Source organism: Novosphingobium umbonatum (genome assembly GCF_004005905.1).
GTDB lineage: Bacteria > Pseudomonadota > Alphaproteobacteria > Sphingomonadales > Sphingomonadaceae > Novosphingobium > Novosphingobium umbonatum.
Map to the genome: position 1 here is coordinate 74,586 of NZ_SACO01000007.1, position 23,680 is coordinate 98,265.

Consider the following 23,680-nt stretch of genomic DNA (forward strand, 5'->3'; position numbering starts at 1 on the left):
ACGCCAAAGGCGCCAAAAGTCAACCGAGCACCCCTCATGCCGCAGTCTTGCCGCCGGTCATCTTGGTGTAGAGATCGAACAGCTTTTCCAGGCGTTCCGTGTCGTTTTTGAACCGTCGGCCAATGTAGATGCGCTCCAGCACCTCGTCATTGCGCTCATGCGCGTGGCGCAGGTTTTCCGGCATTTTCTCTGGATCATAGAGATCCGCGATGGTGGCCGGGAAATGCGCCTCGCGCGCCAACAGGATGTCTTCGGCGCAGCGGGTGAGGTCGGCCTTGTTTTGCTCGGTCAGCTTGGGCACGGGGAAGGTGTTCCAGCAAAGATTTGAGCCGTATCGCAGCCCGTTTCCATGCCTGCCCGAAAGGGTGGTCGCCCAGACAAAGTGGAGGCGAGAAGAGATTAGCGAAATATTATAATGGTCCGCATCAAACATCACATGAGCTAGATGCGTGACGATGACGTGGGGCGGCAGCAGGTCGACAGGAAGGTATGAGCCGTCGGCGGAGCATACTTGTGGAACCACAATCTGCTTTTCGCGTGCTGTATTCCGAAACCGAAATTGATGAGAACGCTTTGCAAGCGTCCGAGCAACTTCGCCACCACCTACTCGGTATGATCTAACCGCAGCAATTTTTTGAGCGATCAGGGGAACAGATTCTGCGAAAGGCAATTCACCATCATCAATCCAAAGGCATTCTGAACGCACTCCTTTGAGCAATTCAGATGTGCCTACGGCGGGTCGGAGTAAGTTAATTGCTCTCGGATTTTGTTCCAAGATTAAAACCCGCTCCGTGTTTTCGACCCTGAGGTGCTGCTCATCGTAGGCTGCATTCCCAGTGATAATTGTAGCTATATCTGAAATTGGCGAGCTTGCTTTTTCGACGATGACCTCGGATCCCGCGACCAGATAGCTATTAATGTGCTCCACGTTACGACGAGAGTCTAAATCATAGATGCTAGATTTCCCGCCTGCGGCTTTTGAAAGGCCGAGGATGGTTACAAAAACACCGGCATTGTTTGATGCATTGTTAGCCCACTTAAAGGGTCTGTATGCGAATTTTATCCGGACACCGCTCTTGATTAGTCGCGGCCAAAGAGTCGGAACATGAGACCCTTGGTTGATAGAACTGGTAGTTACAAATGCCAAGCCGTCTGCTTCATTAAGAAATGAAGTAGCCTTTTCAAAAAAAGCGCAAATATAGTCAAGATTCTTGAATGGGAAATCTCGCCCAAAAACCGCAGCCATATCGGCTTTTTGTCCCTCATCTTGCTTTTTTCCGCCAAGATATGGTGGATTGCCGCAAATATAGGTTTCGCCAGACTGGTGTTCAAAACCGATGGCGGCTTGGTCAAGCGGGCTACCAAAGAGATCATCAGCGTAGATTTTTACGCCTGTGGATTGAACATCCATTAAGCTCAACCAATCCAGCCTCAACGCATTCCCGCAGGTGATCCAGTTCTGGCTGTCCAGAGGCAGGAAATCGGCCAGCGCCTCTTTCTGCCCGCGATAGAGCACATCGCACTGAAACTCGGCGATGATCAGCGCAAGGCGGGCGATCTCAGCGGGGAAGGGGCGCAGTTCGATGCCCCGGAAATTGGTCGCGGGGATCACGCTCTTGCGGTCCGGTTCGCCGCGCCGTGCGTTGATGACTGCCTCGATCTCGCGCATTTGCTTGTAGGCGATCACAAGGAAATTACCGCTGCCGCAAGCCGGGTCAAACACGCGAATGCGCGCCATCCGGTTGCGCAGGTTGAGCAGCTTGCGCGGATTGTCGCCCGCTTCCTCCAGCGCCGCCCGCAGATCGTCGAGGAACAGCGGGTTGAGCACTTTCAGGATGTTGGGCACGCTGGTGTAATGCATGCCCAGCGCGCTGCGCTCATCATCGTCGGCCACAGCCTGGATCATGCTGCCGAAAATATCAGGATTGATCTTCTGCCAGTCCAGATTGCCGATCTGGATCAGATAGGACCGGGCAATGCGGCTGAAGCGCGGCACATCGGTGCTGCCCGAGAAGAGCTGCCCGTTGACGTAAGGGAACACGTCCGCCCAGCGTGGGGTGCCTGCGGCCTTGCGATAGCGGTCATCCAGCTTGCCCTCATGGCGCGTGGGCGTATCCATCGCCTTGAAGATGGTGCTGATCACCTCATGCGTGTTGCTGGAATCGCGTTCCGACATGCGGTCGACCGTGGCCGTGAACAGCCCTTGACCGTTGAAGATGTCGGTATCCTCGGCAAAGAAGCAGAAGATCAGCCGCGCCATGAAATGGTTCATGTCGGCCCGGCGCTCGGCAGCCGCCCAGTCGGGGTTGTCCTTCAGCAATTCGACATAGAGCTTATTGAGTCGGCTCGTCGCCCGGATGTCAAAGGTGCTCTCACGGATCTGCTTGACCGTGGTGATGCCTGCCAGAGGCAGGAACAGGCCGAAGTGATTGGGGAAATCGGCATATTGGCAGGCGACGGTTTCGCCGGTGGCCAACTCTTCTGCCTGAAAGTCCGCACCATCGGTGGCTAGGATGAACTTGGCCTTGGCAGCTTGGGTCTTGGGGCTGGCGCGCAGGGCCTGAAGCGTGGCATCAACCTCGCCCGCGGGGCAGGTGGCTATGTGGATGTTGCTGCGCTGAAGAACGCCGCCAGGCACGTCCGAACCGTTCGACGCCCCAGTGCGCAGCTTCTTGAGCGTGGTGGCTTTGTTTCCGAAGGCCTCCAGAAAGGCATACGGAAATTCCGCCGCATCAAACGCAGCGGAGGCAAGGTCGGTGATGGCTTGTTCGATTTCAACGGCGTTCATGGTTCGACATTAGGTCGATGGTTCGTGGTGGGGCAAGTCGGCGACGCACATTTATTCCGTCTATGGTCACTTCAAGGGGGCGGTCGGAACGATAGGTTGCATAAATCGAAGGATTGAAAGTGGCCGTTCCAGCGGGGGACGCCATAGGAAGCCTCCGACCAGATCACGACGTTCGGAGGCAGCGCCGAGAAGGTCTGGTTAAACGAATAGCTGCCCTTCCGGGCTCTCATGAACAAAGGACTGCAAGCGGCCTTCCCGCGTAACGGTCGCTGCGGCGGGAACGTTAGGGGGAGTGGACGTTGCTTTTCGCGGTAGCGCAGGCATAGTCCCTCCAATGAACACCCTATGCCCCAGAATTTCGCACATAAAGGTGCTGGATTGGATTAAAACGGCCATCATAATGACACCAGTTCTTGCGAATGGCTGCGCACGAGATACCTCGATCAGTGTACGCGACACTGAAAATGTGCTGACATTGACTGCAGAAGCAGCAAATAAGAAGCTTCTTGCAGGCTATTGTATTCGCCCCGATCTTGAAGACAATGCGGAAAAGTGGGCGGGTCAGATCGGAAAAGACGGTTGGATCACTGCGCCAAACGATCAAAAATTTCGCTACCGACTGCTTCCAGCTCCAGAAATTGCATCATTGCCGCGCACAGCTTTGGCGGCCTTCAACAAAGCGCAGGCTGGCGTTAACTGCCACCATCCCATCGTTTTTGAGAAACCTCAGTTCGTTGAGTTCAAGTTTCAGGATAAACGGTATGTCGAGGCGTATGTCAATTTCAGCGACCGATGCCCTTTATGTGGTTATGGGGCAGTAGCTCGATTCCGAAAAACAGAAGGGCAATGGAAAATGGCGCCGGAGGGCATCGAAGGAACCTGGATCAGCTGACCAAAATCAATGTCGCCTTTAGCACCGTGTCCGGAAAGGCGCTTTTCGTCGAAATTTGGTGGTTAGCGGACGTTAGCCTTTGCCGTGCGATAAGACTTCAATGTCCATGACTCCAACAGGCCAACGACAGCTCGCGATCAACCTCGTAGTGAGCGACCCAAAGAAGGCATTATCGATTGCTCGTGCAATTGAAGATCCGTGGTTTAACTGCCAAGCACTGGCCTATATTGCGCGATACTGGCCGAATGACGACTATGAACAACTTCTACGCGAAGCGATCAAAGCGTCAGATTCGCAAGTTGACTGGTACAAGCGCGTCGCAGTGTCGGCATGGCCAATACGCGCGTATTTAGAGCTGGGAAACCCTACCCCGGCAAAAAGGCTCCTAACGCGATACACCGAAGCGGCGAATAACATCGAGAACATGGGCGGACGTTCGGAGGCATTGCTGATGCTCTTCCAGGCGGCCAAGCCATTTGACCGGGACCTGTGGGAGCCTGTTTTCCACGCTTTGGTAAAAGCGACGGAGCCTGCGCTTGCGTGGCGACAAACGAGAAACATAAGGAACGCCATTGCCATGGTCGGGCCGGATGATCCCACGCTTTTGCAAGAGGCGATCAAGTGCCTCACGAATGAAAAGACGATCGCGGCGATTAAACGCGACATCGGCAATCGGAAAGCTGCAGAGCCACGACCATTTTTCTGGCTCGACTGAAAATCCGAACTGTTTTCGCGTCCCGCTCAACTCGCAGCCCATGCTGCCGGGGAACGGCGGCAACTGGGGCGATCCCCACGCGGCGCAGAGGCAGCAGCACGCGACCAGAGCCGGTCGTTCACGGCCCCCTGATCGAACGTCCTGTTTCCCCGAATCGGCCATTCCGCTTTCGGGATCACGCGTGGGTCCGGTTCATGACCGAGAATGGGTGGATAGCTGCCGCCCTGCCTGTCCTGAAAGGCTCTCGTTATTTCGGGTCAGTATTCCCCAGCTGGCACGTGGTTTTAATCCCCTCAACGCTGACAACGGCTGTCTCAGCGGGCAGGACAGGGGTTACGGTCTTGCTACCTTTCCACCTGAATTTAAAATTGACTGGACCAACAAGACGACAAACCGCGCCTTTGCCTTCCGCCGCGCACATCTCGCTGGCCCGCTTGTAGTCATCAACAGTCGAGGGCTCGATAGGCACTGCATCAACCGACGTTGATGCAGTGCCTCCGACGAGGAAGCGTTGGCCAAAGTTCAGTGCGTTCGCTTTCCACCCACCCTTCTTTTCGCCGAGTTTTGCTTCATCAAGCCCCATATTCCTGCCGAGCCGGGTGCAAAAGTCGGCTCTATCGTCGGGGATAGACACAGGCGCAGGAGCTTGGCCCGTTAATGCGACTAAGGCTGTGCAAAGAGCCGAAGCACGAATCAAGCTATTCACGACCTTCTCCGATTAAATACGGGAAACAACTATATTAAAGCTTCAGTCTGCCAATTGTGCAATCGCTTAGCAAGAGTCTTGGCTGGCTGAACGTCGATTTGGGGTCGGTTGCAGAACGGTAGCAATTTTCCAGAAGCGGGGCAAAGCCGCCATCAGCGGCCTGATCTCAGCGGTGCCGGCTGCCGACCAGCTTGTGCCTTTCCAAGGCAGTGCCGGGAATGTCAGTCTACGCCAGACCCGGTCGTTCCTATCCGCGTACATCATCGTCCGGTCGTGTCAGAAGCCACCGAGCACGCTTGTCAAAACGGACGCTCAGCAAATCACCGAAAATTCGGCGCGGCTATCCTTTGATTAGTCCAAACCAAATGGCTGCTTGCCAAATTCCGACACCAATAGTCACAAATGTGCCAAACAGCCCGATAGCCTTTGCGCTGCGGCCTTCAAAAATACGGTCGAGAGTGACTCCCAAACCACGGGAAGCGGTATGAAGCTTTCCGCTAACGAGCTTCTTCATGACGTAGAAGTAAAATCCAACTTTCGCCAAGGTGGAATTATGCATCCTTATGAACTCATTGTTCTGGAAAGCCTGAACTTGCTCCTTCCCATCGAGAAAGTGCCGGTGGACGCCACCATTAAGGTCCCAGAGTGACTTCATCTTGGGATGCGGTGCGTATTTTCCACCGTAGCGGTCAGCCAGCAAGTCGTTCAGGTTCAAGCGGCGCTCGACCGGTATGACCGGTGCGTTAACGCCGCCAAGTACGCGGTAGCGATGTTCAAGATGCTCGAATCCGAACGTGAGGTTTCGCATGTTCCAGTGAACCCAATGCTTGTCGCGGCGGTCCCTGACGAAATCGTAAAAGTCCGTCAGGAGTTTTTTCTCGATTTCATCAAAGTTGTCACGGACCTTTTCGCGCGCGATGTGCAGTTCCTCTGCGATCGCATGCGTAGAGAAGCTGACAGTCTGCTCGGTAGCGTAATGCGTCACTGCTATAGATGTGATTTTAGGCGAAAGCGCATCATTCTCGTCGTAAAGACTCTCGCATGAGTAGTGGATGATGTAGAAGTTTTCTGGTCGCTCTTTCAGTTCTTTAATAAACTGGCCACTGGTGTAGATGCTCAATCTGCCCCTCCCGTGCAATCTCTAGCTATCGGACTCTCAGGTCGAGCTTAAGAGGCCGCCTACGACGCGACAACCTATGATACGAGTTTAGTAGAAATAATTGCGAGAGCCAGCAAGCGGGCTGGAACGTGATCGGTTAGCGCAAGAAGCTTTCGCCCCGCCTCAGCCACGGCCCTGATCCCCATCGTAAATATCGGCGGATAGCTGTAGCTTCGCTTTGCTATAACATGGAGTAAGAGCTTGAAGAAATCCACCGGCTTGTTGATCGGCGCGGGCGCGTCCTACGAACTGGGTATGCCGCTGGTTTGGGAGCTCACCACGGAGTTGAAGAACTTGCTTACGCCTGAGAAGCTGCGTAAGTTTAACGCTGGGTGGCGCGAGCAAGGCGGAGGCTATCCCGACGAGGTAATCGACGATTTCGTCTCGGTCCTTGAACGCTCCGACCTGCATTACGAAGCACTGCTCGGTTACCTGGAGACTCAATGGCGGCGCCAGCGGTCGTTCGCACAGCATTACCACGGGCTCTATTCGTGGTTCGTGCAGATGACCTACTATCTGCTCTACAGCCGTCAGATCAACAACGCCGACTATCTGGCCGGACACCTTCCGCTGTTTGACGGCATCAAGAGCTTAACCGACGGCGGTAAGACGCTACGGATCTTTTCACTGAACCACGATGTAATGATCGAGGCCATCGCAGCGCGTCTGGGGATTCCGCTGCACAGCGGTTTTGGTCCAGCCACGATCACACTGCCATTGCGCGATAAGGCCGGAATTCTCAAGGGCCGGCTCAACGCCGCCGTCCTAGACGAGGCGACGATCGAGCGTGGGGCGATGCCGTTTCCCAATCCACCCGAGCCTGGCATTTACCTGCTGAAGATTCACGGTGCCCTCGACGTTTTCGCCTTCAACGACGGCAAAGACCTTCTCAAGCTCATGCCCGACGGTGATGGCCCTGAAGGCGTCATCGCCGCACTGCGGGCGGCCAATGAGGATCTGCGTTACATCCATCCAGGGTTTCCCAGCGGCCAGGTGGGTGCGCTCAATGAAATTGCCTACGCTGACGATGACGGAGTAATGCAGTTCCTGCGCCGCACCCTACTGGCCGGTGCCTTCAAGTTCGACGTCCGCAGTTCGCAGGTTCTTCCCGTCCGGATGCTCGAACACTTCCGAGCCAACTTGAACTTCGTCGATCGCCTGATCTGCATCGGATATGGCTTTGGCGACCTGCACATCAACACCGCTTTGCGGGAATGGCTCGACGCCTCGGCGGGCCGTAGTCTGGAGATCGTCAATCCGGGGATCCGCGAAATCCCCTCCGGGCTGCTGCATTTGGCCCCTCAAATCACCCTTAGCCAGAGCGGCGCGGCCGACTGGTTCGATGACGAAGCCGGTATCGAGCGCCCGCAAAACCAAATCGTTCTCAAACAGGTCTCGGCAGCTATGCGCAAGTTGGGACCCGTGCGTGGACAGAAGGCTAAGGCCGCGTATTTCGCCCAGCGCCAGCAGAGCGCCAAGGAACGCCTGATGGACCATCTGAAAGGGCTGCCCAAAGTTGGCGGCAAACCTGATCTTGGGGCCATCGAGGATGCCGAAGCCACCGCCCGCAAACTCGCCGCTGATTTCGCGACGACCGAGGAAGAGTTTATGGTAGGTCTCTTGGCTTACCTTGAAGCCGAGCTCCTGGTGCCGGCTCCATCGCAGTGGAAATGACCTCGACCCAATACGACCTGATGGTCCGCAGGCTGGCGGGCGCTGGGCAGGCAAGCGATCGAGACTCTCGTCCCTGTGCGACGCAGCTCGGGCAATAGCTGTACGTCTGCTTCGGACAAGTAGCCGCCGCTCAACCTGTGGCATGGGAAGGGCAACTATGTCCCAGCCCACGACATTCGGTTGTTCGCCGAATGTGGTAAATGAAAGGCGGGCGCCGACACTGCCGCATGGCGCCTTGAACTGCGGGTCTGTAGGCAGTCGTGAAGACATGCCCTTCGGATTTGTTTGCAATATGTTCCTGTTTTGCATATTCTGCTGCTATGTCAAAACTTGATGAAATCACCCAACTCAAGGCTCAGGTCGAGCAATTGACTGCTGAGAATGCAGCCTTGCGCGAGGCTGGCTTCCGTGGGTCGAAGGCCGAAGCGCTGATGGCGCTCGAGTACGATCGTATCCCCACCTTCCTGAAGAGCCATCAGGCCATTGCTTGGCAGCGGAAGATCGCCACGGCGGTGATGATTATCGTGCCGTTTATCTTGGTTGCCGTCGGAGTTTTCGGGGGACTCTATGCCTTTCGGGACCACCAGCAACGTCAAGAAATTGCCGAGCGGCTCGAACGGGTCCATTCTTCCTTCCAGGCAGATACTGCCTTTCAAACCCAGAAATAGGCCACTGCCCCATTAGGGTTTGAGGTCATCACGAATTTTAGCTCCATCGGCGTTTGCAGACGTCGCTCTCGCTTCAAACCCCCGTCTGGCCGCCGCATTATCTCCAGCCACTTGTGCCGCCCCACGCTGGATCGCAGCCCTTGCGGCATCATCGCCTGGCGCATGATGGGCCGTGCCCGACCCAACCTCGGGGTTCTGGGGCGAGTGGCGGTCCGCTGATCCTGCCCCGCGGCGGCTCTGCGGTCGAGGTGTTACCTGCGGCATGGAAAACTCAGCGGGCGCTGGCACGGCACCCATCGCCGCAGCCGGATCCACCAGACCCGCCCGAACCGGCGCCAAGCCCTCGGCCGCATATTGCTCCAGAATGCGCCCGACGATCATGTTACGGACTTCGCGCTGATGGGTGGAGGGTGTGGTGTTGGTGAGTGAGGGCGCGCCCAGATCGCGGAATTCGGGGCTTGCCGCCATTTCGGCATAGCGCGAGGCAATGACCTGGCTCATGTCGTCGGAAATCTGGTAGCCGTTGCTGCGCGAGAGCGAGGCCATGCGTTCGAGGCGCGAGCCGACTTCATCGGAGCGGGTCGCCTGCCGCTCCAACGATTGGGCTTCAGAAAAATCGCGCTCGATGGCGTGGCGCTTTTCGGAAAAGTTCTCGACTCGGTGGAAGGTGCCATCACGCCAGTAGCCGCCATCGGTGAGCGTGATGTCCTGCCCATTGGCATGGTAGCGCGTGACGCTGCTGCCCTGGCTTTGGCTGAGGCTGTCGCTGGTACCATGGGCTTCCTGATCGCTGGTGGTCTTCGTCCACCGATGATCCCACGTGCCCCCAGCGGAAGCTCCGACTTCGGCGCCCAGCACTTTGCCGCCGACACCCGCCTTCGCGCCCGCATTGATCCCAAACGTGCTGGTCTCGGCATGGCCCAGCGAGCGGCCAGAAGTCAGGTTCTCGCCAATCGTGCGGTTGGTGCCGGTATGTTGCTTCGAATCGGTCCCCTGCCGGTCGGACAATGTTGTGGTGTTCCCGCCCTGACCGCCTGTCGCCCCTTCGCTGCCGCTCGCACGGCGCGAGCCGGACGATAGGCTGTCGAGGGTGCGCATGCCCTTGCTCCAGCGCTCGGCCGAGGTCTCCCGCAGCGCATTGGCGCGCGTGTGATATTGCGCGCCGGTCTGCTGAAGGTTGCCGGTGACGCTCTGCATCTCACTGGCCGAGAAGCCGAAGCGACTGATCGCACCACTGGTGTTATAGATGGTGGAGCCATCGGCCATCGTCGAGGTGATCGTGCCATTGTCCCCGCGCATGTTGACTTGCGGGATGGAACTGGCAGCGACATTCCAGGTGGGCGCGGTGTTGACCTGATGGCCGGTCACGTTCTGGAACTGGCTGTTGCCATAGGCATAGTTGCCGGTGGTGCGCTCGACAGCCGCAGCCTCGGCCGCGTGCATCGCGGGTGCCAACATGGCGGTGGTGTTGGACGCGATGGACATGGCGCCTTTGGCCATGCCGGCAGCCATCACCGGCACGAACATGAGGAGGTAGCCGGCCAGCGTTTCCATGTTCTGGTTGACGGAATCGATGCCCGCCATCGTCGCCATCGTCATGCCAGTGGGCGCGAGCGCGGAAAGCTGCGCCGCCGAGTATTGCGTGATGAACATGTGGAGCACCGCATAGATCGGCCCCCAGGAGGCGAGATAGAAGAAGCCCGTGAGGTAGCCCTTCAGCAGTGCCGGCCCGGTCTGCGGAAACAGGAAGAGCGGGAAGACAACCGGGAACATCGCATAGAAGACGATGGTGAGGACAAGGTTCAGTACCGGCACCCAGGTCATCGCCTGCCGCGCCGCCGAGATATAGCTGTTCTGCGCCTGCACATCGGCGTGAAGCGCGGCGAAGGTGTCGCCCCCGCCAGATCCGAAATTGGCCCGCGCCTCCATGAAGGCATTCACCAGGCTGCGCTGCTGGAAGATCGTCTGCGCGCTCATCGAGGTGCCGCCGTAATAGGTCTGCACCATGGTGGGCAGATCGCTCTTGAGTTTGGCCACTGCGCTGGCGGCAGGCAGGTTAGGATAGAAGGCGGGCGCCGCTGCGTTGATCCCAGCGGTGGTCAGCGCCGGAAAGGCCTGAACGATCGCCTGATAGGCGCTCTGGCATCCGATGATCGAAGCGGTGCCACCGCCAGCGGGGATCCACGTCGTCGAGCGCGCCGGCGAGCCCGGTCCGATGGCGGAGAGCAGATCAGGCGAACTCGCCAGTGTCGACCAGCCATTCCCCTGGCCCAGCAGGATGTCATAGAAGGTGCATTGGGCCAGATAGCCCTCGACATTGGCCTTCATGATCGGATCGGCGATCGTGAACTGGCTGGTCAAATCGTTGAGCCGGGTGGGGTAAATCATCCCGCCCGCGCTATAGGTCAGCGCCGAGGGCATGGTGAAAACGCTCTCGGCTGTCTTGGTCAGCCAGTTGTTCATCTGGCTCGAGAAGCTGGCGACCATGGCAAGGCCGATCGGCACATTGGCGACCGCGCCATTGCCCGCCGTCGGGTTGATCGTGTCGGAGACGACCACCGTGGTCGTGGGCACGATCATGCACATGTACATGGCGGTGGCCGAGAGGAACCAGTGGAACAGCACCCGCCAGTTGAGCGAAAAGGCCATGACCAGCAGGCTGTAGCCTAGGCCCATCACCATCACGACTTGCAGCATCGAGCGGAAACCGCCGCCGCCGGTCCAGGCAGCGACGGCGTTGAGCACGTTGACGATATACTGACCGCCCCCGCTGGTGATGACATTGACGGTCATGGGGCTGATCTCACTGAAGGGGGTGCTGGCCGAGCGATCTCTCGAACTGGAGGGCGGCGGTCATCTGGGGGGACATGGTGTTGCGTAGCGTCGCCTCGATGCGGATCGTTCGCTCGAGGATCTGCTCGGTGCGGGTCAGCCGCTCGGAATTATGGACGACCTGCGCGTCCAGCGTCTTGGTCACATCGCGGAGCTGATCCTGCCACTGCTTGAGGGTCAGCGGATCGGCGTTCTGGAAGGAAGATTGGCCGTCAGTCACGAGTCTGTAGAACTGGCCAACGATGGTTTCCAGCAGGTCGACCGAGGTGATTTCGGCAAGGCTGGAAATGTCAGCCGTGTTCATGCCGCCAAAGCTCGCTGCGGCATTGACCACCATGATCTTGTAGAGCGGGATCGTGGTCGCGCCGAGCAGGCCGATCTCTTCCGACGTCAGTTGCTGGTTGCCCTGAATGCGCCCGGCAATGTCGATCAGCAGGTTGTAGACCCGCGTCTTGAGCGCATTGGCGGTGCTGACCGAGAGGCTGGTCTGCGAGGGGTTGAGGCACTTGTCGGTGGTGTCGCAGGCATAGATGGTGACGCTGTTGCCGCCATCGAGCAGCGCGGTGATGAGCGCTGGATCGCCTTGGCCAAGAAACTTGAAGGTTGGGCCTTGGGTGTCGCTGGTGCCGGGCTGGTAGATCACCGTGCCGACAAGGCTCATCAGATATTGTTTGAAGGCGGTGTCGAAGCTTGGGTATTTCTGGCTCAGCATTACCCAAGTGTAATTGTAGGGGCCGGCCGGGATTGTGCTGTCCGAGTTCCCCTTGATGGTCGAACTTTGGCTGCCTCCTGTGCCGCAGCCCTGCTCGGACGATGCCCAGTCAGAGAAAACGCCCTGACTGTTGCCGATGATCTTGCAGAATTGGCTGTCGCGCGCCCCTACCATACCGGCAAGGCCGGCTGCCACCTGTTGGCCTGCCTGACAGGCATCGAGACTGTGCTGGGTGAACTGCTGGACCTTTTGCATCATCTTCTCGATCGAGGTTCCGATCTGCGAGGAGATGGCGTTGATCGCGAGGTCGAAGACGAAGGCCAGCGCGCCATTGGCCGCAGCCTTCATGGCGGCGACGATCTGGTCGGTGTTGATGAAAGAAAAACCGCCCGTGAAAATGTCGATGCCGCCGCAGCCTGCCTTGACGCTGGGCATTTGCAGCGAGCCCAACTGGTAGGTCGTCTGGGCGGGAAAACGGACCCAGAGGTTTCCTCCAGAGTAATAGCCGCCCTGCTGGCCGTTATAGGCAACGGGGCCGGTGGCATTAGCCGCCCCGCCGAGGTTCGAGAAAAACGAATTGAGCTGGCCGTTCACATCAGCCTGCGCAGTCTGGACGCAGAGCAGATTGCCCAGCGCCAGCACCGTGACCGCGCGGGCCAGCCAATGGCGGATCGCTTGGGGCCAGCGCATCAGAAGTCGCTCCCCGGCTTGACGCTGGTGAGGTAGAAGATGCGTTGCAGCACCTCGTCCTCGGCCATGATGCCGTAACCGATCGGGATCGGCTTCTTGAGGTAAGTGTCGAAGAGCACGAGCGCCGGTACCTGACCGCCTTCAAGGCCCATCTTCTCATATTGCCCCTGGTTTACGACATAGCGCGGAAAGGCGGGTGTCGGGCCACCGTCCATCGAGACCGGCAGGACCGAGAGGTGGTATTTGTCCGAGAGCGTTCGGACGATGGGCGAGAACACCTCGCAGGCCCCGCAGGACGACGAGTAGAAGAAGAACAGCCCATAGCGTTCCGAGAGCGAGGCGATGACGGCCTCACGGTCGGTTTTGCGCTGGGCGAGCCATGCGGTCTTGCCCAGCGTGCTGACCGGGCGTTGGAGCGTGTAATCGAGATCGGGGTGCTGCCAGATCGCGCGTTCCCAGACATCGGCAAAGGTCGAGGCGCGGTCGAGTTGCTCGCGCTGGTAGCGGACATAGGCGATGATGTTGTCCGAGGTTGGCTCGAGGATTGCCTTGGCCTTTAGTTCCTCAAGGCGCGCGCCGATCTTGTCGAGCTGCTGTCGGTAGGTTGGAGAGGCGGCGCTGGCCGAGGCCGCCGGCTCGCTGGGCTTGGGTTTCGGGCGCTCGCAGTAGAACCAGGTGCCCAGCTTACGCTCGCCGCAATAGAAGGGATCGCCGGTAACGCTGGACGTGTCCACATGTTCACCTGTGGCGCTGTCCAACTGTTCACGCGTGGACGGGTTCACATCCTCACGATTGGACGTGTCCTCCTGTTCCAGTGTGAGGCTGGCTTGTGGGCTGTCCATCGCCATGAGCGGGCTGGCCGCAAGAAGGCTGACGCCAGCGAGCAAGGCGGCGAACGTGGCGGTGATCGGGCGTGAAGCTTTGCGCATGGCGTCAGGATCCTTGACCATGGGTTTGGTAGTAGGCTTGGACCTTCTGCTGGATCTGGGCGGAGGTCTGGAGCGAGGCGGGCAGCGACACGGCGCTGGTGAAGTCGGCAAAGACTTCCGCGAAATCCATCTTGGAGAGGTCGAGCTTGGAGAACTGGTCGACGGTGAAGCCGGTGCAGGTGGGCGATTGCGGGCTCCCGAAATCCAGCCCCAATTGCGCGCGGCCTTGTTCCTGGATTACGCGGGCGAGCTTGGACTGGTAGCAGCAGTAGCTCTTGCGCATGGTTGTGCAGACGAAGAGGGCTTTTTGCGAGCAATATTCGCCGACATAGTGGCACAGGCCCATGCGGTCCTTGACGTCGAGCTGCATCTCCTCGCCCGAGCACATGAAGAGTGGCAGGAACTGGGTTACAAGGCCAAGCAGCATGGCCGGATTGCCCGAGGCGAGGCCGATGGCGGCCGTGGCGGCCGCAGCGCCGGTCAACAGGCCGGAAACCTTGCCTGCACAGCAATTGACAAGGCCGAACAGCGGCTTGTGGCAGCCGGTGGCATCGCCATCAAAGATCGTCAGCTTGTTGGCGTCAAACTGCTGCTTGGCGTCCTTCATCGCGTTCATCGCGACCAAGGTCTTGGCCAGATCAGGCGCTGGCGAGGTCGGAAGCTGGGTGCAGCTTCCATCGATGCAATAGACGTCCCCGCTGCACGAATAGGCCTGGGTGGTCTGGCTCGTGGCCGGGGTCGTGCATTTGTAGACCTCGCTCTTGACCTGGCAGGCGCCAACCTGCGGGCTGTCGAGGCAGACCTCGTGGTCGAAGCTGCAATTGCTCTTGGCCGACAGCGTTGCGCAGTCGTTCGCATTCGAGAGTGTGCTGCACTGGTAACTCGCCTGCCATTGCCAGCAATCGTGCGTGACCGCGACGCCATTGATGGTGCGAGTTGTTGGCGAGGCCTCGACGCAGACCTGGCTGGGTTGCAGGCAGGTCTGGCCCGTGGGCAGAGCCTTCAGCTTGGCCTGGCAATCGGCATTGTCGACGCTCGAGCCCTGATAGATCTGGATTGGCCCGACATAGGCCGCGCCCGGCACACCCGGCGCCTGATCCTGCGGCGGAGGCTCGAAGCAGAGCGTCGTGTGATTGATGCAATAGGTCTTCGAGGCACTCGCGCCGTAATTGGTCTGCGCGCCGCAATTGTAGGTCGTGTCGGTCTCGGTGAAAACCATGCCGAGGCCCGCGCCGGGCGGCCAGTTGGTGACCGAGGGCTTCTTGGTCTGGCTGACCTGCGTGCAGGAAGACTGGCTGGCGAAACTGCCACAGTCTGAAACCTCGCCCCAATAGAACGTGCCGCCGGTGTTGGGGTTGTAGATGTCCCATTCCGAGGTGTGGCAGGTGTATTGGTAGGCGCTGGTGAACTGGTTGGTCCAGCCAATCGTGCAGGAGAAGCTGCTGTCGGTTTCGGCCGTGCCAATCTGGCAGGAATCGTAATAGGTGCTGCTCGTGCCGCTGCTGGCCGGAATGGGCTGGCAATTGCCCTGTGAACTCCCCACTATCCCGGTGTAGCTCGTCGGGCTGCTCTCGACCTGCTTGGCGCTCGAGAGGCCAAGGCTTGAGGCATCGACCACTGGTCGGTTCGGGTTGGTGACGATGGCATAGGGCTGCGAGGTGACTGCGGCGACCGCGCCGTCCCCTGCAAGGCTGTTCGGGTTGGACAGATACTGGCCTTGCGGCAGATCGGCGCCGCCATAGCCCGGCACGGCATTGGGCGCGGACTGGCTGGTGACATTGCCGGTGACCTGGCCCTGCAACTGGCTGGCAATCGCGCTGGCCGCAGCCTTGGGATCGACGGTCTGGGCGGAAAGTGGCGCGCTAGCGAGCAATGCCCGGCAAGCCAAACCCACCAGCAAGATCGCGCGCCCCCTCATGGCATGCGGTCCAGATTGGCCAGCGCTTGTTTTGCAACCGGCGCGCCCGGGCCACGACCTTGCGCGATGGTCTCGAGCGCGAAATGGGTGGTGACGTTGCCGGCGATGCGGTCATAAGGCGTGGGTCTGCTGGCGCAGTCCTCGCCCGAACACAGGTCGAAGCTGGACGAAGCCGCGACATAGGTGGGCACCGCCTCAATGCCAAAGGCACGGAAAAGCCGCGGATCGATGCTGACATGAGCGCCGGACGTATCGCCGATAGCTTCGTGGAGCGCTGCCATGAAGGGCTTGGGGCCACCGGGCGAGAACCCCCTGAAGACCACCATGCCGCCCGCCTTGGAAACGTCGGCAATCATTCGTTTCAGGGACTCGGGCGGCATCGACAGGCTGGCAAAGGCAATCAGCATCGGGGCAGCTTGCGGGGATGGCGCCATGCTGTGGCCAGCATCCGCCACCAGCGCATCGAGATCGACTGCATCGCCGGTCGGGGCCATTTGAGCTCGAACAGCGGCCTCAGCCTTCACCTTGGCCTGAGAACGCTCGACCAGCGCCTCGACATCCTCAGCCAGATCAGCGTTGGCCTCGGCCTGATGGCCCAGCACCTGGTCGACGAATTGACCGAGGTTGCGGGCATGGGCCTGCGCTGCCTTGTTGATGGCATCGAGATCGAGGCCATCGACCGTGGTCTGGGCCAGCACCGTGCCGACACCGCCGAGGGCGACCAGTGAGCCGAGCAACAGGAGAGATTTGCGCATCTTTGTCCCTCCCATCAGAACGCGCAGCAATTGCGCTTGCGCCACAGGAGGTAGCCCACATCCTCGCCCACCACCGGATAGGTGTGCGAGGTGAGTTGGACAGCCGTAGATCCACCGGGAGGCTGGCAGGCATAGCGGCCTGAGGTGGCCGCGACCGGATTGACCATTTGCAGCCGGTATTGCTGCTTACGCATGATCGGCATGATATATTTGCCGCAGAGGCCCTGATCCCCCATCGTGCCCCAGGCCAGCGCGGTGCGGTGCATCTTGAAGACCATGCGCTCGGCCGCAAGCCGCATCGACTGGTCCATCGTATCGTTGTTACCGATGTTGCCGGTCATCGGATACATCGAGCCATTGCAGCCTGCGCACCAGAAGAGTTGGTCGAGCGGCAGCGCGGCGGTGGCGGCGACGCAATCGGCAGCACAAGCAACCTGCGCCAGCGGAAAATCGAAGACCACGGTCTCAGGATAGACGAGCGCGGCCAGCGTATCATCGTTCCAGGTCGGGTCGATCTCGGTCATATAGGCCAGATCGAAGGAGGCGGATTCAAAGCAGATGAAATCCCCCAGCAGTTCGAGCAGATAGAACAGCGGGTAGACGTAATAATGTGCCTGATACTGGGCGCTCATCTGCGTGTTGCCGCCCTTCTGTGAGGCGGTCGAGACATGGCCGTTGCCCACATACATGCCAGGATTGATCGTCAGCCCGCCAAGGTTGGGGAAGCAGAAGGGCTTGGTCGTCACGTCGATCAGCCGCACCGGCTCCCAGAATCCGAAGGATAGGCCCGGTCGGATGCCGCAGAGGCACACCGGCAGGCTGGGATTGGACGGATCGGGCTTGTCGCTCGGCCAGAGGTGGAAGCCGCCGATCGAGAGCGGAAAGAAGCAGTCCCAGCAGATGTCGCTGATGGGATTGGGGAAATGGCCGTGGCAAGTAGGTGATCCCTGCGCCTGCGCCACCTGCGCCGAACCCAACGCCAGGCTAGCGGCGAGCATCGCCCAGAATTTGCCCAAGCGGCGACGGGGCGCGCGGCGCGCTGCCTTGCCGGTGCGAAGACCACGCCCAAAGCGTTGCCAGAAGACAGGGCGGATGCGCTTCATCGGCGTTCTCCGGCTTGCGGCAGCGCGACTTCGCGGATGTCGAGATGGTCGCCCTGCTGGACGAGCAAAGCGGGCGTATGGGCGATGCCGAACTTGCCCGTGAGGCTCCCCATCTGGTCGAAATAGAACCGGCGCTGGGTTGCCTTCATGAGATCGGTGGGCGAGCCTTTGACCAGCACGATCCAGAGCTTGTCCGGCGCCCCCTGGCGCATGGCCCACTCGCGTTCAGCCGCACTATCCCCATCGATGAAGGCGAAGCTGTGGGCGAGATTGAGATGGGTCAGCGGATTGAATCGCTGGCCCTGTGCGGCAATCAGGTTGCCGCGTGCATCGCGGATGTCCTGAGAGAGCGTGACGCTCGGATCAAAGCTCCAGCGCCTGTCGCTGGTGGCCGGCGTGATCCCTGCCACAGCGTGGGGCCGGCGTACGCTGGCCTGTGCCGCCTCGACAAAGCGCTGGTTCATGGCATCGAGCTTGCCGTTCTGCCGCGCAGCCTCGAGGCGCGCCTTGATGACCGCGAGCAGATCCGGCTCGGCAATCGACCAGGTCGGGCCAAACGTCCCGAAATCGCGGGCGCTCGCCATCATCGGCGCTGAGCCGATCCCCAGCACGGCGAGCAGGATCGAGGCGGGACCGGCGCGCATCACAGAATCGGCGTCCCGATGCCGATCAACCGGTCGCGGCAGACAAAGCCGATCGCGGCATAGCGGCTGTCGAACCCGTCCCTGTGCGGGCTTCCGGCATAGATACAGCCTGGCGGGATTGTGCCAAGCGGGCCGGGCACCAGATCCTCGCCCTGATGGGTCTTGGGCTTCAAGTGGGCGATGGTCTTGCCATTCACCTGCACGGCGTCGCCTGTGCGGGTGACGACATCGCCCGACACGCCATAGGTGATCTTGGCGAAGGGCTTGGGATCAGCCCCGAAATGCTTGATGACCAACGGATCATGACCGGGCGCGAAAACGACATAGTCACCGCGCGCGGGAAAGCGCCCGGTCTCGACCAGCAAAGCCCAGTTGGGGAGCGATTCGCTCGCGTTGATGAGGATGGCGTGGTGATCGTGCCAATCCTTGAGTGCGGACCAGCCAAGCGCTGCGCCGCCGATCAGCGCTATCCCGCCGAGCTTGAGACGCAACGACGACGCGCGCGGTGCCGCGACTGGCGCAGCTTCACTTGCTGCTGCCATGGTCGGCTCCCTTGGCATCGAAGAACTGCTGCATCTGCACGGCGGGGCTCTGAGATGAGGCCGGCTTGGCCAGGCTGGCCGTGACTTCGTCGCGGACTTGGGGCGTGATGTCAGGGACATCGCCAGCGACCACAGCATTGCTCAGCAGCAGAACCTCGCCCTTCGCCGCGTGGCGAGCGACCGCGAGGTTGAGCGCCTTGATGTAGGCGCCGGTTTCCGCCGTGATCTGGTCAGGTGTGGCGCCGCTTCGGGCCTCGGCCTGAACGTAGTCCCGCACGAGGTCGGCCAGTGCCACTTTCCGGATCGTGGTCACGCGCTGCTCGAGGCCGAGCAGCTTGTGCGTGGTCCAGCTTCCCCAGAGCAGGCAAGCGCCGGAAAGGCCCATGGCGAGGATCTGGCGGCGATTGCTGGCAAAGAAGGCCACCAGTGAGCGGCGCCTGCCGGTCACGGCAGCAGGCGTGGGAATTGCTTTGAGCCCCAAGGGCAATTCTCCCTGCGGCAGCGGGTTGTCATCGTGCATCGGAGGGTTTCCCTTTGTCGGAGGCGTCCTCGAAGGCCCGCGCAAAGCCGCCGCGGCGGAAGAAGGCGACAGTCAACAGGATCGCGAAGAAGCCGATAATGACTTGGCTGTCGAACTGGTCGCGGCGGATGGCGTTGGCCGCGACATAGCGGTCTGCGAGATTGGCGAGCTGCGCCATGGTGACGGGCAGCGAGAAGTCGCCGATCGCAAAGAGGATCAGAGCCAGAACGCCGGCAGCGGCCAGCACATTGACGGCAAACCAGCCCGTCAGGCGCAGAGCGCAGGCGGCCACCGCGCCCCAGTTGATGGAGGTGGCTTTCGTGCCGGAGCGCCGCGGGGTCATGGCCGTGCTCCCTTGGCGCTACTATCAAGGCCGTAAGCCACGCATTCGATGGCCTCAGCCATGGTGGCGCCGCGCGCGACTTCGGCCTCGATCCGGGCATAGACGGCGGGGCTCGACGAATAGAGCGTGCCTGAGAAGGGATCGAGCACGAGGCGGCAGACGGTCTGTGTGTCCGGGCCTCGGATCAGCAGGTCGGAATATTCCGTGCCGTTGCGCTTCAAGGAACGCAGCAGCGCGTCGGTGAAATTGTCCATCTCGAAACGGTCGGACTTGCGGAAATCCGCGATGGTCTCGGGCTTCTGCTGGAGCACCAGCATCCAGTCGGAGTTTTCCAGCGCTGCCTTCGAGCCGCCCGACTTGTAGAAGTCATTAATTGACTGGGTCGCGGTGATGAGCGAGGCGCCATATTTGCGGCAGGTGCGCGAATAGGTCTCGACGAAATCCGCCATCGCGCCCCCCTTCAGCATCGCCCAGGCCTCGTCGATGATGAGCGCCTTGGGGATCTGGCGGTCGAGCTTCCTCATCGTCTGCGAGGCGACGAACATGATCGAGGTCAGGACCACGCTGCGCAGTTCCTCGCGCGAGGAGAGGTCCGACAGCTCGAAAACCGTCAGGTCGGCTGAGAGGTCGAGATTGGTGTCGCCAAGGAAGAACGGGCCATAGGTGCCGGCTTCTGAGAACGGCAGCAGTGCCGTCGCCAGATCGTCGGCCTGCGGATGACCGGCAGCGCGCAGCGCGGCGATGATGCCATCGACCGTGCCCTCGCGCGCTTTCTCGTTCCAGACGCTGTTCACGGCGGCGTCGATCAGCCCGCGCTCAGTGTCGTTGAGGCGGTTCTCGTAGCGCGCCATCTGGCTGATGATGGCTTTGAGCATTGCGAGACAGTCGACCAGATAGTCCTCGTCACCCGCAGCAAGCTCGAGATCGATCATGCGGAACGGGTTGATCGAGATGCCTGAGGAGAGCTTGAACTCGGTGAAGGTGCCGCCCAAGGCCTTGGCCATATGCTCGAAGGAGCGGCCATCATCGATGACGATGGTCTTGGCATTGACCCCGGCAAGGCTGGCGGTCAGATCCTGAAGCAGCACCGATTTGCCCGAGCCGGATTTGCCAGCGATCGCGACATTGTGGTTGCCGGCATTGTTCTGAAAAGGCGACCAGAACTGGGGCTGACCGCGCCGTCCGATGAAAAGCAGGTGCGGGATGGCCCCGCCATTGTATTCGCCCTGGACGGGAGCAAGCGCCGCCACATTGGCCGAGAGCACGGTGCGGAAGCGGCGCATCCGCATGAGATCGCGCGACAGGCCATCGGCCAGCGTCAGCGGGAACGAGGCCAGTAGCCCGCCGGTCTGGAGATAGGTCTCGTCGATCAGATCCCAGCCAGCGGCCTTGTAGATCGCCTTGAGGGTGCGTTCATTCACATCGCCCCGGCCGAGCGGCGAAACCATGGTGACGCTGTAATATATCTGGACCAGCTTCTGCCCCAGACGGACCTGCGCCTGCACATGTTCCCATTCAGCAGATTGCGTCTTGAGGGTGGGAACAAGGCGCGCGGCTTTGCCATCGGCCAGCGCCGTGGTGCGGGTGAATTTCCAGCCTGCCTTGGCTTCGGAGGTTTCGGCCGAGGGGATGATCCCTGCGATCGACTGGAGCACCGGGCACGGCAGGCAGAGCTTGGGATTGAAGATGTCGCCGATGACCTTTTGCGTATCCCAGGGCGCCCAGCGCTCGGGGAAATAACGGACCGACATGGTCCGAACATCGAACTCATGCGGGCTCACGTCGGCCATTTCGGGCGCGCCATCGATCACCAGCCCTGAGGGCCGCAGCGAAGGCGCCTCGAGGATCAGCCGGTCCTTCTCGACGCGGGTGACGAGATCGCGGCGGATGCACTGCTCGTTGATCGGATCGAACGGGCTGTAATCGGGCGCGTCATCGCCCGCGCCCGTCGCAGGGCAGACTACATCGTCGATGAAACGGATGAGTTCGGTTGGGCTGAAGATCCGCGTCTTGACGTTGATCGAATCGAGCGCCGAGGTGATCCCGTCGCGGATGCCAAGCAGTGTCTCGGTATCAACGCCAGAACCCACGCCAACACCCACGGCAAAAAGCACGCGGAATTGGCGCAGATGGAAGGGGCCATCGGTCGCGAGCGATGCCCAGGCACCGCCGCGCAGCAGATCGAGCCGGTAGCGAGCCAGCTTGTTGAACACCGCACCGGCGCGGACGCGCGGCAAGGCCCACTCTTGCAGCTTCTCGGCGATCCGGGGCGAGGCATAATTGATGATCTGGAATTCACAGCCCGCCACCAGCACATCAGAGATGATCGAGGTCAGAATGTCGCCGATGCGCTCATCGGCCCCTATGAGCGGGGCCAGTTCGAGGATGAAGCCTTTCGAGCGGGTGAGATGGAAGATCTGCGTCTCAGCCGCATAGGCGCGGTAGCCGAGGAAGCTGGCGAGCATCGGCACATCGCGTGATTCTGCGCGATGTTCGGGCGCCTCACTGTCGCCGGTGACAAGTTCGATGAGCCGGGCGAGCATGGCGCGTCAGTTCCCCTGCGGCGGGAAGGTCGCCGCGTTGGTCTTCGCTTGCGTTGGCTGGGAGGCCGGAGGCTTTGGCGTGCCGGGCTGTTCTTGGGGCTGGTTCAGGGTCGCCTTCACCTTGTCCTTGATCGCCGCGACCGGATCGCCCGGAGCGATCGGAGCGGCGGCGTCTGCCTTGGGCTTTGCCTGCATCGCTGGCTTGGGCGACGGATCCATCAGCGCCATGTCGGGAGCCAATTCTGCAATGGAAAGCAGGCTCATTTCGGCGCCTGTGCCCATGGCTTTCGCGTCGAGCGACGCGCTGGACAGCTCGGAAGCAAGCGGCGCGTCGACGGGGACAAAACCGGTGGTGCGGGGATGGAGGCGCCCCGAACCATCGCGCCAGGGCAGATAGACGATTTTGAGCACCGGCCGAGCTGGGCCGACAAAAGTCCATGCCTTCTTCTCCTTGAGATTGGGGGCCGCCTGAGTTCCAATGGCAACGGGGTCGTCATTGGGCGTGGGCGCGTTTTTGCTCTCGGCCCCGGCGTCGATCGCGTGGATGGCGCTGTCATCAATGGTGGTCGATGGCGCGCAGGTGCCGCGTGGCGCGCTGCACACGAAACCGCCTTTGACGTTGGAGTGGAACATCGAGCAACCGGCCAGCGGCATCAGGCCGAGCGCGGCGATGATGGAGGACATGCGCATGGGTCAGGCGCCCCCCTTGAGCCAGCTTTCGAGGAATTCACGCGGGCGGAAGCCCAGCAACACCGCGCCATCCTCACGGACCAGCACCGGCGTGCCGGTGAAGCCATGGGCACGGGCGAAGGCCTCGTTGGCGTCGAGGCCGCTGGTGTCGCAGGCGCGTTTCGCGACCTCCTGATCGCCATAGGCCCACTCCATGGCAGCAGCCTTATCCTCGGCGCAGATCACGGCTTCGGAAATCGCCCGCGTGCCGAGGATCGAGATCGGCCGCTCGGTGACGCGAACACCTATGGCCTTGAGGGTCTGGTGCAGCGCGCGACAATAGCCGCAGTGGAAGTCGCTGAAGACCGTGACTTTGGGCGCGTTGGCATTGCCGCTCCCCCATTCGATGGCCCCATTGGCCGGAAGGCTGGCGAGGCTCACCTTTTGAGCGGGGGCCGAGGCCGGCGCCGCAGTGGATTGGGGACGTGATGGCGCGAGGCCCGCGCTGTCGGTCTCCTGCGCCTTGGCCGAGGCGGCCGCGCCGACCAGCATATCAGGATTGATGGCCAGCAGGCGCGCGGCGGTCAGATCCTGGTGCGTCTCCATGTCATAGATCCGCCCGACGATCAGATAACGGGCCGAGGGATCGATGTAGAAGAGGTTGGTCCCCGCCTGCACCTCGCAGATGCCGGGGATTTGTCCGCAATCGACCTTAGTGACGGCGGTGCGCGGCAGGCGCTGGGTCAAAGCCCGCATCGCTGCCGCATCCCTCGCCAGAGCAGGACGAGCGCGCGTTGCCGTCGCGGCGCGGGCCTCGGCGATGGTCGGCAAAGTGCTCAGCACAAGCCCGAGCATGGGCAGCAGGCGCAGAAAGGATC

At 60.7% G+C, this 23,680-nt stretch carries 20 protein-coding genes; 4 read left to right on the forward strand and 16 right to left on the reverse strand.

All coding sequences use genetic code 11. From position 1 onward, the window contains the following. Positions 1–34 precede the first annotated feature (34 nt). On the reverse strand, positions 35–2,788 hold the full coding sequence (locus EOE18_RS10770; RefSeq protein WP_127709339.1) for a class I SAM-dependent DNA methyltransferase: 2,754 nt from the start codon (positions 2,786–2,788) through the stop codon (positions 35–37). 400 nt (positions 2,789–3,188) lie between these two features. Between EOE18_RS10770 and EOE18_RS10775 the strand changes: the two genes are divergently transcribed. Together EOE18_RS10775 and EOE18_RS10780 are read left to right on the forward strand one after the other, a co-directional pair. Further along, on the forward strand, positions 3,189–3,680 hold the full coding sequence (locus EOE18_RS10775) for a hypothetical protein (protein WP_127709341.1): 492 nt from the start codon (positions 3,189–3,191) through the stop codon (positions 3,678–3,680). A gap of 106 nt (positions 3,681–3,786) precedes the next feature. Beyond that, a complete protein-coding gene (locus EOE18_RS10780) occupies positions 3,787–4,395 on the forward strand; it encodes a hypothetical protein (RefSeq protein ID WP_127709343.1) in 609 nt (202 codons plus the stop codon). 247 nt (positions 4,396–4,642) lie between these two features. Here the strand turns inward: EOE18_RS10780 and EOE18_RS10785 are convergent, their stop codons facing one another. Together EOE18_RS10785 and EOE18_RS10790 are read right to left on the reverse strand one after the other, a co-directional pair. After that, positions 4,643–5,029: a hypothetical protein gene (locus tag EOE18_RS10785; RefSeq protein WP_127709345.1), complete on the reverse strand. Its 387-nt coding sequence runs from the start codon at positions 5,027–5,029 to the stop codon at positions 4,643–4,645. A 412-nt stretch (positions 5,030–5,441) separates the two neighbouring features. Beyond that, the gene (locus EOE18_RS10790; protein ID WP_127709347.1) at positions 5,442–6,221 is read right to left on the reverse strand and encodes a hypothetical protein; all 780 of its coding nucleotides are present in this window, start codon (positions 6,219–6,221) and stop codon (positions 5,442–5,444) included. A gap of 240 nt (positions 6,222–6,461) precedes the next feature. On the opposite strand from EOE18_RS10790, the gene EOE18_RS10795 reads away from it, so the two are divergent. Further along, positions 6,462–7,934 (forward strand): hypothetical protein, encoded by a 1,473-nt coding sequence (locus tag EOE18_RS10795; protein WP_127709349.1) that lies wholly within the window; start codon positions 6,462–6,464, stop codon positions 7,932–7,934. Positions 7,935–8,254: 320 nt separating this feature from the next. Continuing rightward, the gene (locus EOE18_RS10800) at positions 8,255–8,602 is read left to right on the forward strand and encodes a hypothetical protein (protein WP_127709351.1); all 348 of its coding nucleotides are present in this window, start codon (positions 8,255–8,257) and stop codon (positions 8,600–8,602) included. A 12-nt stretch (positions 8,603–8,614) separates the two neighbouring features. On the opposite strand, the gene EOE18_RS10805 is transcribed toward EOE18_RS10800, so the two are convergent. The 13 genes from EOE18_RS10805 to EOE18_RS10865 are packed head-to-tail and all read right to left on the reverse strand — an operon-like array spanning position 8,615 to position 23,657. Further along, positions 8,615–11,395, reverse strand: a complete 2,781-nt coding sequence (locus tag EOE18_RS10805) for a conjugal transfer protein TraG N-terminal domain-containing protein (protein WP_127709353.1) — start codon at positions 11,393–11,395, stop codon at positions 8,615–8,617. A gap of 10 nt (positions 11,396–11,405) precedes the next feature. Further along, positions 11,406–12,836 (reverse strand): conjugal transfer protein TraH, encoded by a 1,431-nt coding sequence (locus EOE18_RS10810; protein WP_127709355.1) that lies wholly within the window; start codon positions 12,834–12,836, stop codon positions 11,406–11,408. Further along, on the reverse strand, positions 12,836–13,786 hold the full coding sequence (locus EOE18_RS10815) for a conjugal transfer protein TraF (protein ID WP_127709357.1): 951 nt from the start codon (positions 13,784–13,786) through the stop codon (positions 12,836–12,838). The genes EOE18_RS10810 and EOE18_RS10815 overlap by 1 nt, the downstream gene beginning before the upstream one ends. Beyond that, positions 13,770–15,683: a conjugal transfer protein TraN gene (locus EOE18_RS10820; RefSeq protein ID WP_127709359.1), complete on the reverse strand. Its 1,914-nt coding sequence runs from the start codon at positions 15,681–15,683 to the stop codon at positions 13,770–13,772. Before EOE18_RS10820 ends, EOE18_RS10815 begins: the two co-directional genes overlap by 17 nt. Continuing rightward, positions 15,680–16,438: a type-F conjugative transfer system pilin assembly protein TrbC gene (gene trbC, locus EOE18_RS10825; RefSeq protein ID WP_127709361.1), complete on the reverse strand. Its 759-nt coding sequence runs from the start codon at positions 16,436–16,438 to the stop codon at positions 15,680–15,682. The genes EOE18_RS10820 and trbC overlap by 4 nt, the downstream gene beginning before the upstream one ends. Positions 16,439–16,452: 14 nt before the next feature. Continuing rightward, a complete protein-coding gene (traU, locus tag EOE18_RS10830; RefSeq protein ID WP_246027392.1) occupies positions 16,453–17,541 on the reverse strand; it encodes a conjugal transfer pilus assembly protein TraU in 1,089 nt (362 codons plus the stop codon). Next, positions 17,538–18,185 (reverse strand): type-F conjugative transfer system protein TraW, encoded by a 648-nt coding sequence (traW, locus tag EOE18_RS10835; RefSeq protein ID WP_127709363.1) that lies wholly within the window; start codon positions 18,183–18,185, stop codon positions 17,538–17,540. Before traW ends, traU begins: the two co-directional genes overlap by 4 nt. Next, on the reverse strand, positions 18,185–18,727 hold the full coding sequence (locus EOE18_RS10840; protein ID WP_164852730.1) for a S26 family signal peptidase: 543 nt from the start codon (positions 18,725–18,727) through the stop codon (positions 18,185–18,187). The genes traW and EOE18_RS10840 overlap by 1 nt, the downstream gene beginning before the upstream one ends. Further along, entirely contained in the window at positions 18,711–19,247 is a 537-nt protein-coding gene (locus tag EOE18_RS10845; RefSeq protein ID WP_127709365.1) for a TrbI F-type domain-containing protein, read from the reverse strand. Before EOE18_RS10845 ends, EOE18_RS10840 begins: the two co-directional genes overlap by 17 nt. Beyond that, positions 19,237–19,590 (reverse strand): hypothetical protein, encoded by a 354-nt coding sequence (locus EOE18_RS10850; protein ID WP_127709367.1) that lies wholly within the window; start codon positions 19,588–19,590, stop codon positions 19,237–19,239. The genes EOE18_RS10845 and EOE18_RS10850 overlap by 11 nt, the downstream gene beginning before the upstream one ends. Then, positions 19,587–22,133 (reverse strand): type IV secretion system protein TraC, encoded by a 2,547-nt coding sequence (traC, locus tag EOE18_RS10855; protein ID WP_127709369.1) that lies wholly within the window; start codon positions 22,131–22,133, stop codon positions 19,587–19,589. The genes EOE18_RS10850 and traC overlap by 4 nt, the downstream gene beginning before the upstream one ends. A gap of 6 nt (positions 22,134–22,139) precedes the next feature. Next, on the reverse strand, positions 22,140–22,823 hold the full coding sequence (locus tag EOE18_RS10860; RefSeq protein ID WP_127709370.1) for a hypothetical protein: 684 nt from the start codon (positions 22,821–22,823) through the stop codon (positions 22,140–22,142). A 3-nt stretch (positions 22,824–22,826) separates the two neighbouring features. Then, positions 22,827–23,657 carry a DsbC family protein gene (locus EOE18_RS10865; protein WP_127709574.1) on the reverse strand — a complete coding sequence of 277 codons (831 nt, stop codon included), beginning with the start codon at positions 23,655–23,657 and terminating at the stop codon, positions 22,827–22,829. Positions 23,658–23,680: the final 23 nt, after the last annotated feature.

Bases quoted from the DNA above. Each gene is read 5' to 3' on its own strand.
- EOE18_RS10770 (WP_127709339.1), bottom strand. From the start codon at position 2,788: ATGAACGCCGTTGAAATCGAACAAGCCATCACCGACCTTGCCTCCGCT.
- EOE18_RS10775 (WP_127709341.1), top strand. From the start codon at position 3,189: ATGACACCAGTTCTTGCGAATGGCTGCGCACGAGATACCTCGATCAGT.
- EOE18_RS10780 (WP_127709343.1), top strand. From the start codon at position 3,787: ATGACTCCAACAGGCCAACGACAGCTCGCGATCAACCTCGTAGTGAGC.
- EOE18_RS10800 (WP_127709351.1), top strand. From the start codon at position 8,255: ATGTCAAAACTTGATGAAATCACCCAACTCAAGGCTCAGGTCGAGCAA.
- EOE18_RS10805 (WP_127709353.1), bottom strand. From the start codon at position 11,395: ATGACCGTCAATGTCATCACCAGCGGGGGCGGTCAGTATATCGTCAAC.
- EOE18_RS10810 (WP_127709355.1), bottom strand. From the start codon at position 12,836: ATGCGCTGGCCCCAAGCGATCCGCCATTGGCTGGCCCGCGCGGTCACG.
- EOE18_RS10815 (WP_127709357.1), bottom strand. From the start codon at position 13,786: ATGGTCAAGGATCCTGACGCCATGCGCAAAGCTTCACGCCCGATCACC.
- EOE18_RS10820 (WP_127709359.1), bottom strand. From the start codon at position 15,683: ATGAGGGGGCGCGCGATCTTGCTGGTGGGTTTGGCTTGCCGGGCATTG.
- trbC (WP_127709361.1), bottom strand. From the start codon at position 16,438: ATGCGCAAATCTCTCCTGTTGCTCGGCTCACTGGTCGCCCTCGGCGGT.
- traU (WP_246027392.1), bottom strand. From the start codon at position 17,541: ATGAAGCGCATCCGCCCTGTCTTCTGGCAACGCTTTGGGCGTGGTCTT.
- traW (WP_127709363.1), bottom strand. From the start codon at position 18,185: ATGCGCGCCGGTCCCGCCTCGATCCTGCTCGCCGTGCTGGGGATCGGC.
- EOE18_RS10840 (WP_164852730.1), bottom strand. From the start codon at position 18,727: ATGGCAGCAGCAAGTGAAGCTGCGCCAGTCGCGGCACCGCGCGCGTCG.
- EOE18_RS10845 (WP_127709365.1), bottom strand. From the start codon at position 19,247: ATGCACGATGACAACCCGCTGCCGCAGGGAGAATTGCCCTTGGGGCTC.
- EOE18_RS10850 (WP_127709367.1), bottom strand. From the start codon at position 19,590: ATGACCCCGCGGCGCTCCGGCACGAAAGCCACCTCCATCAACTGGGGC.
- traC (WP_127709369.1), bottom strand. From the start codon at position 22,133: ATGCTCGCCCGGCTCATCGAACTTGTCACCGGCGACAGTGAGGCGCCC.
- EOE18_RS10860 (WP_127709370.1), bottom strand. From the start codon at position 22,823: ATGCGCATGTCCTCCATCATCGCCGCGCTCGGCCTGATGCCGCTGGCC.
- EOE18_RS10865 (WP_127709574.1), bottom strand. From the start codon at position 23,657: ATGCTCGGGCTTGTGCTGAGCACTTTGCCGACCATCGCCGAGGCCCGC.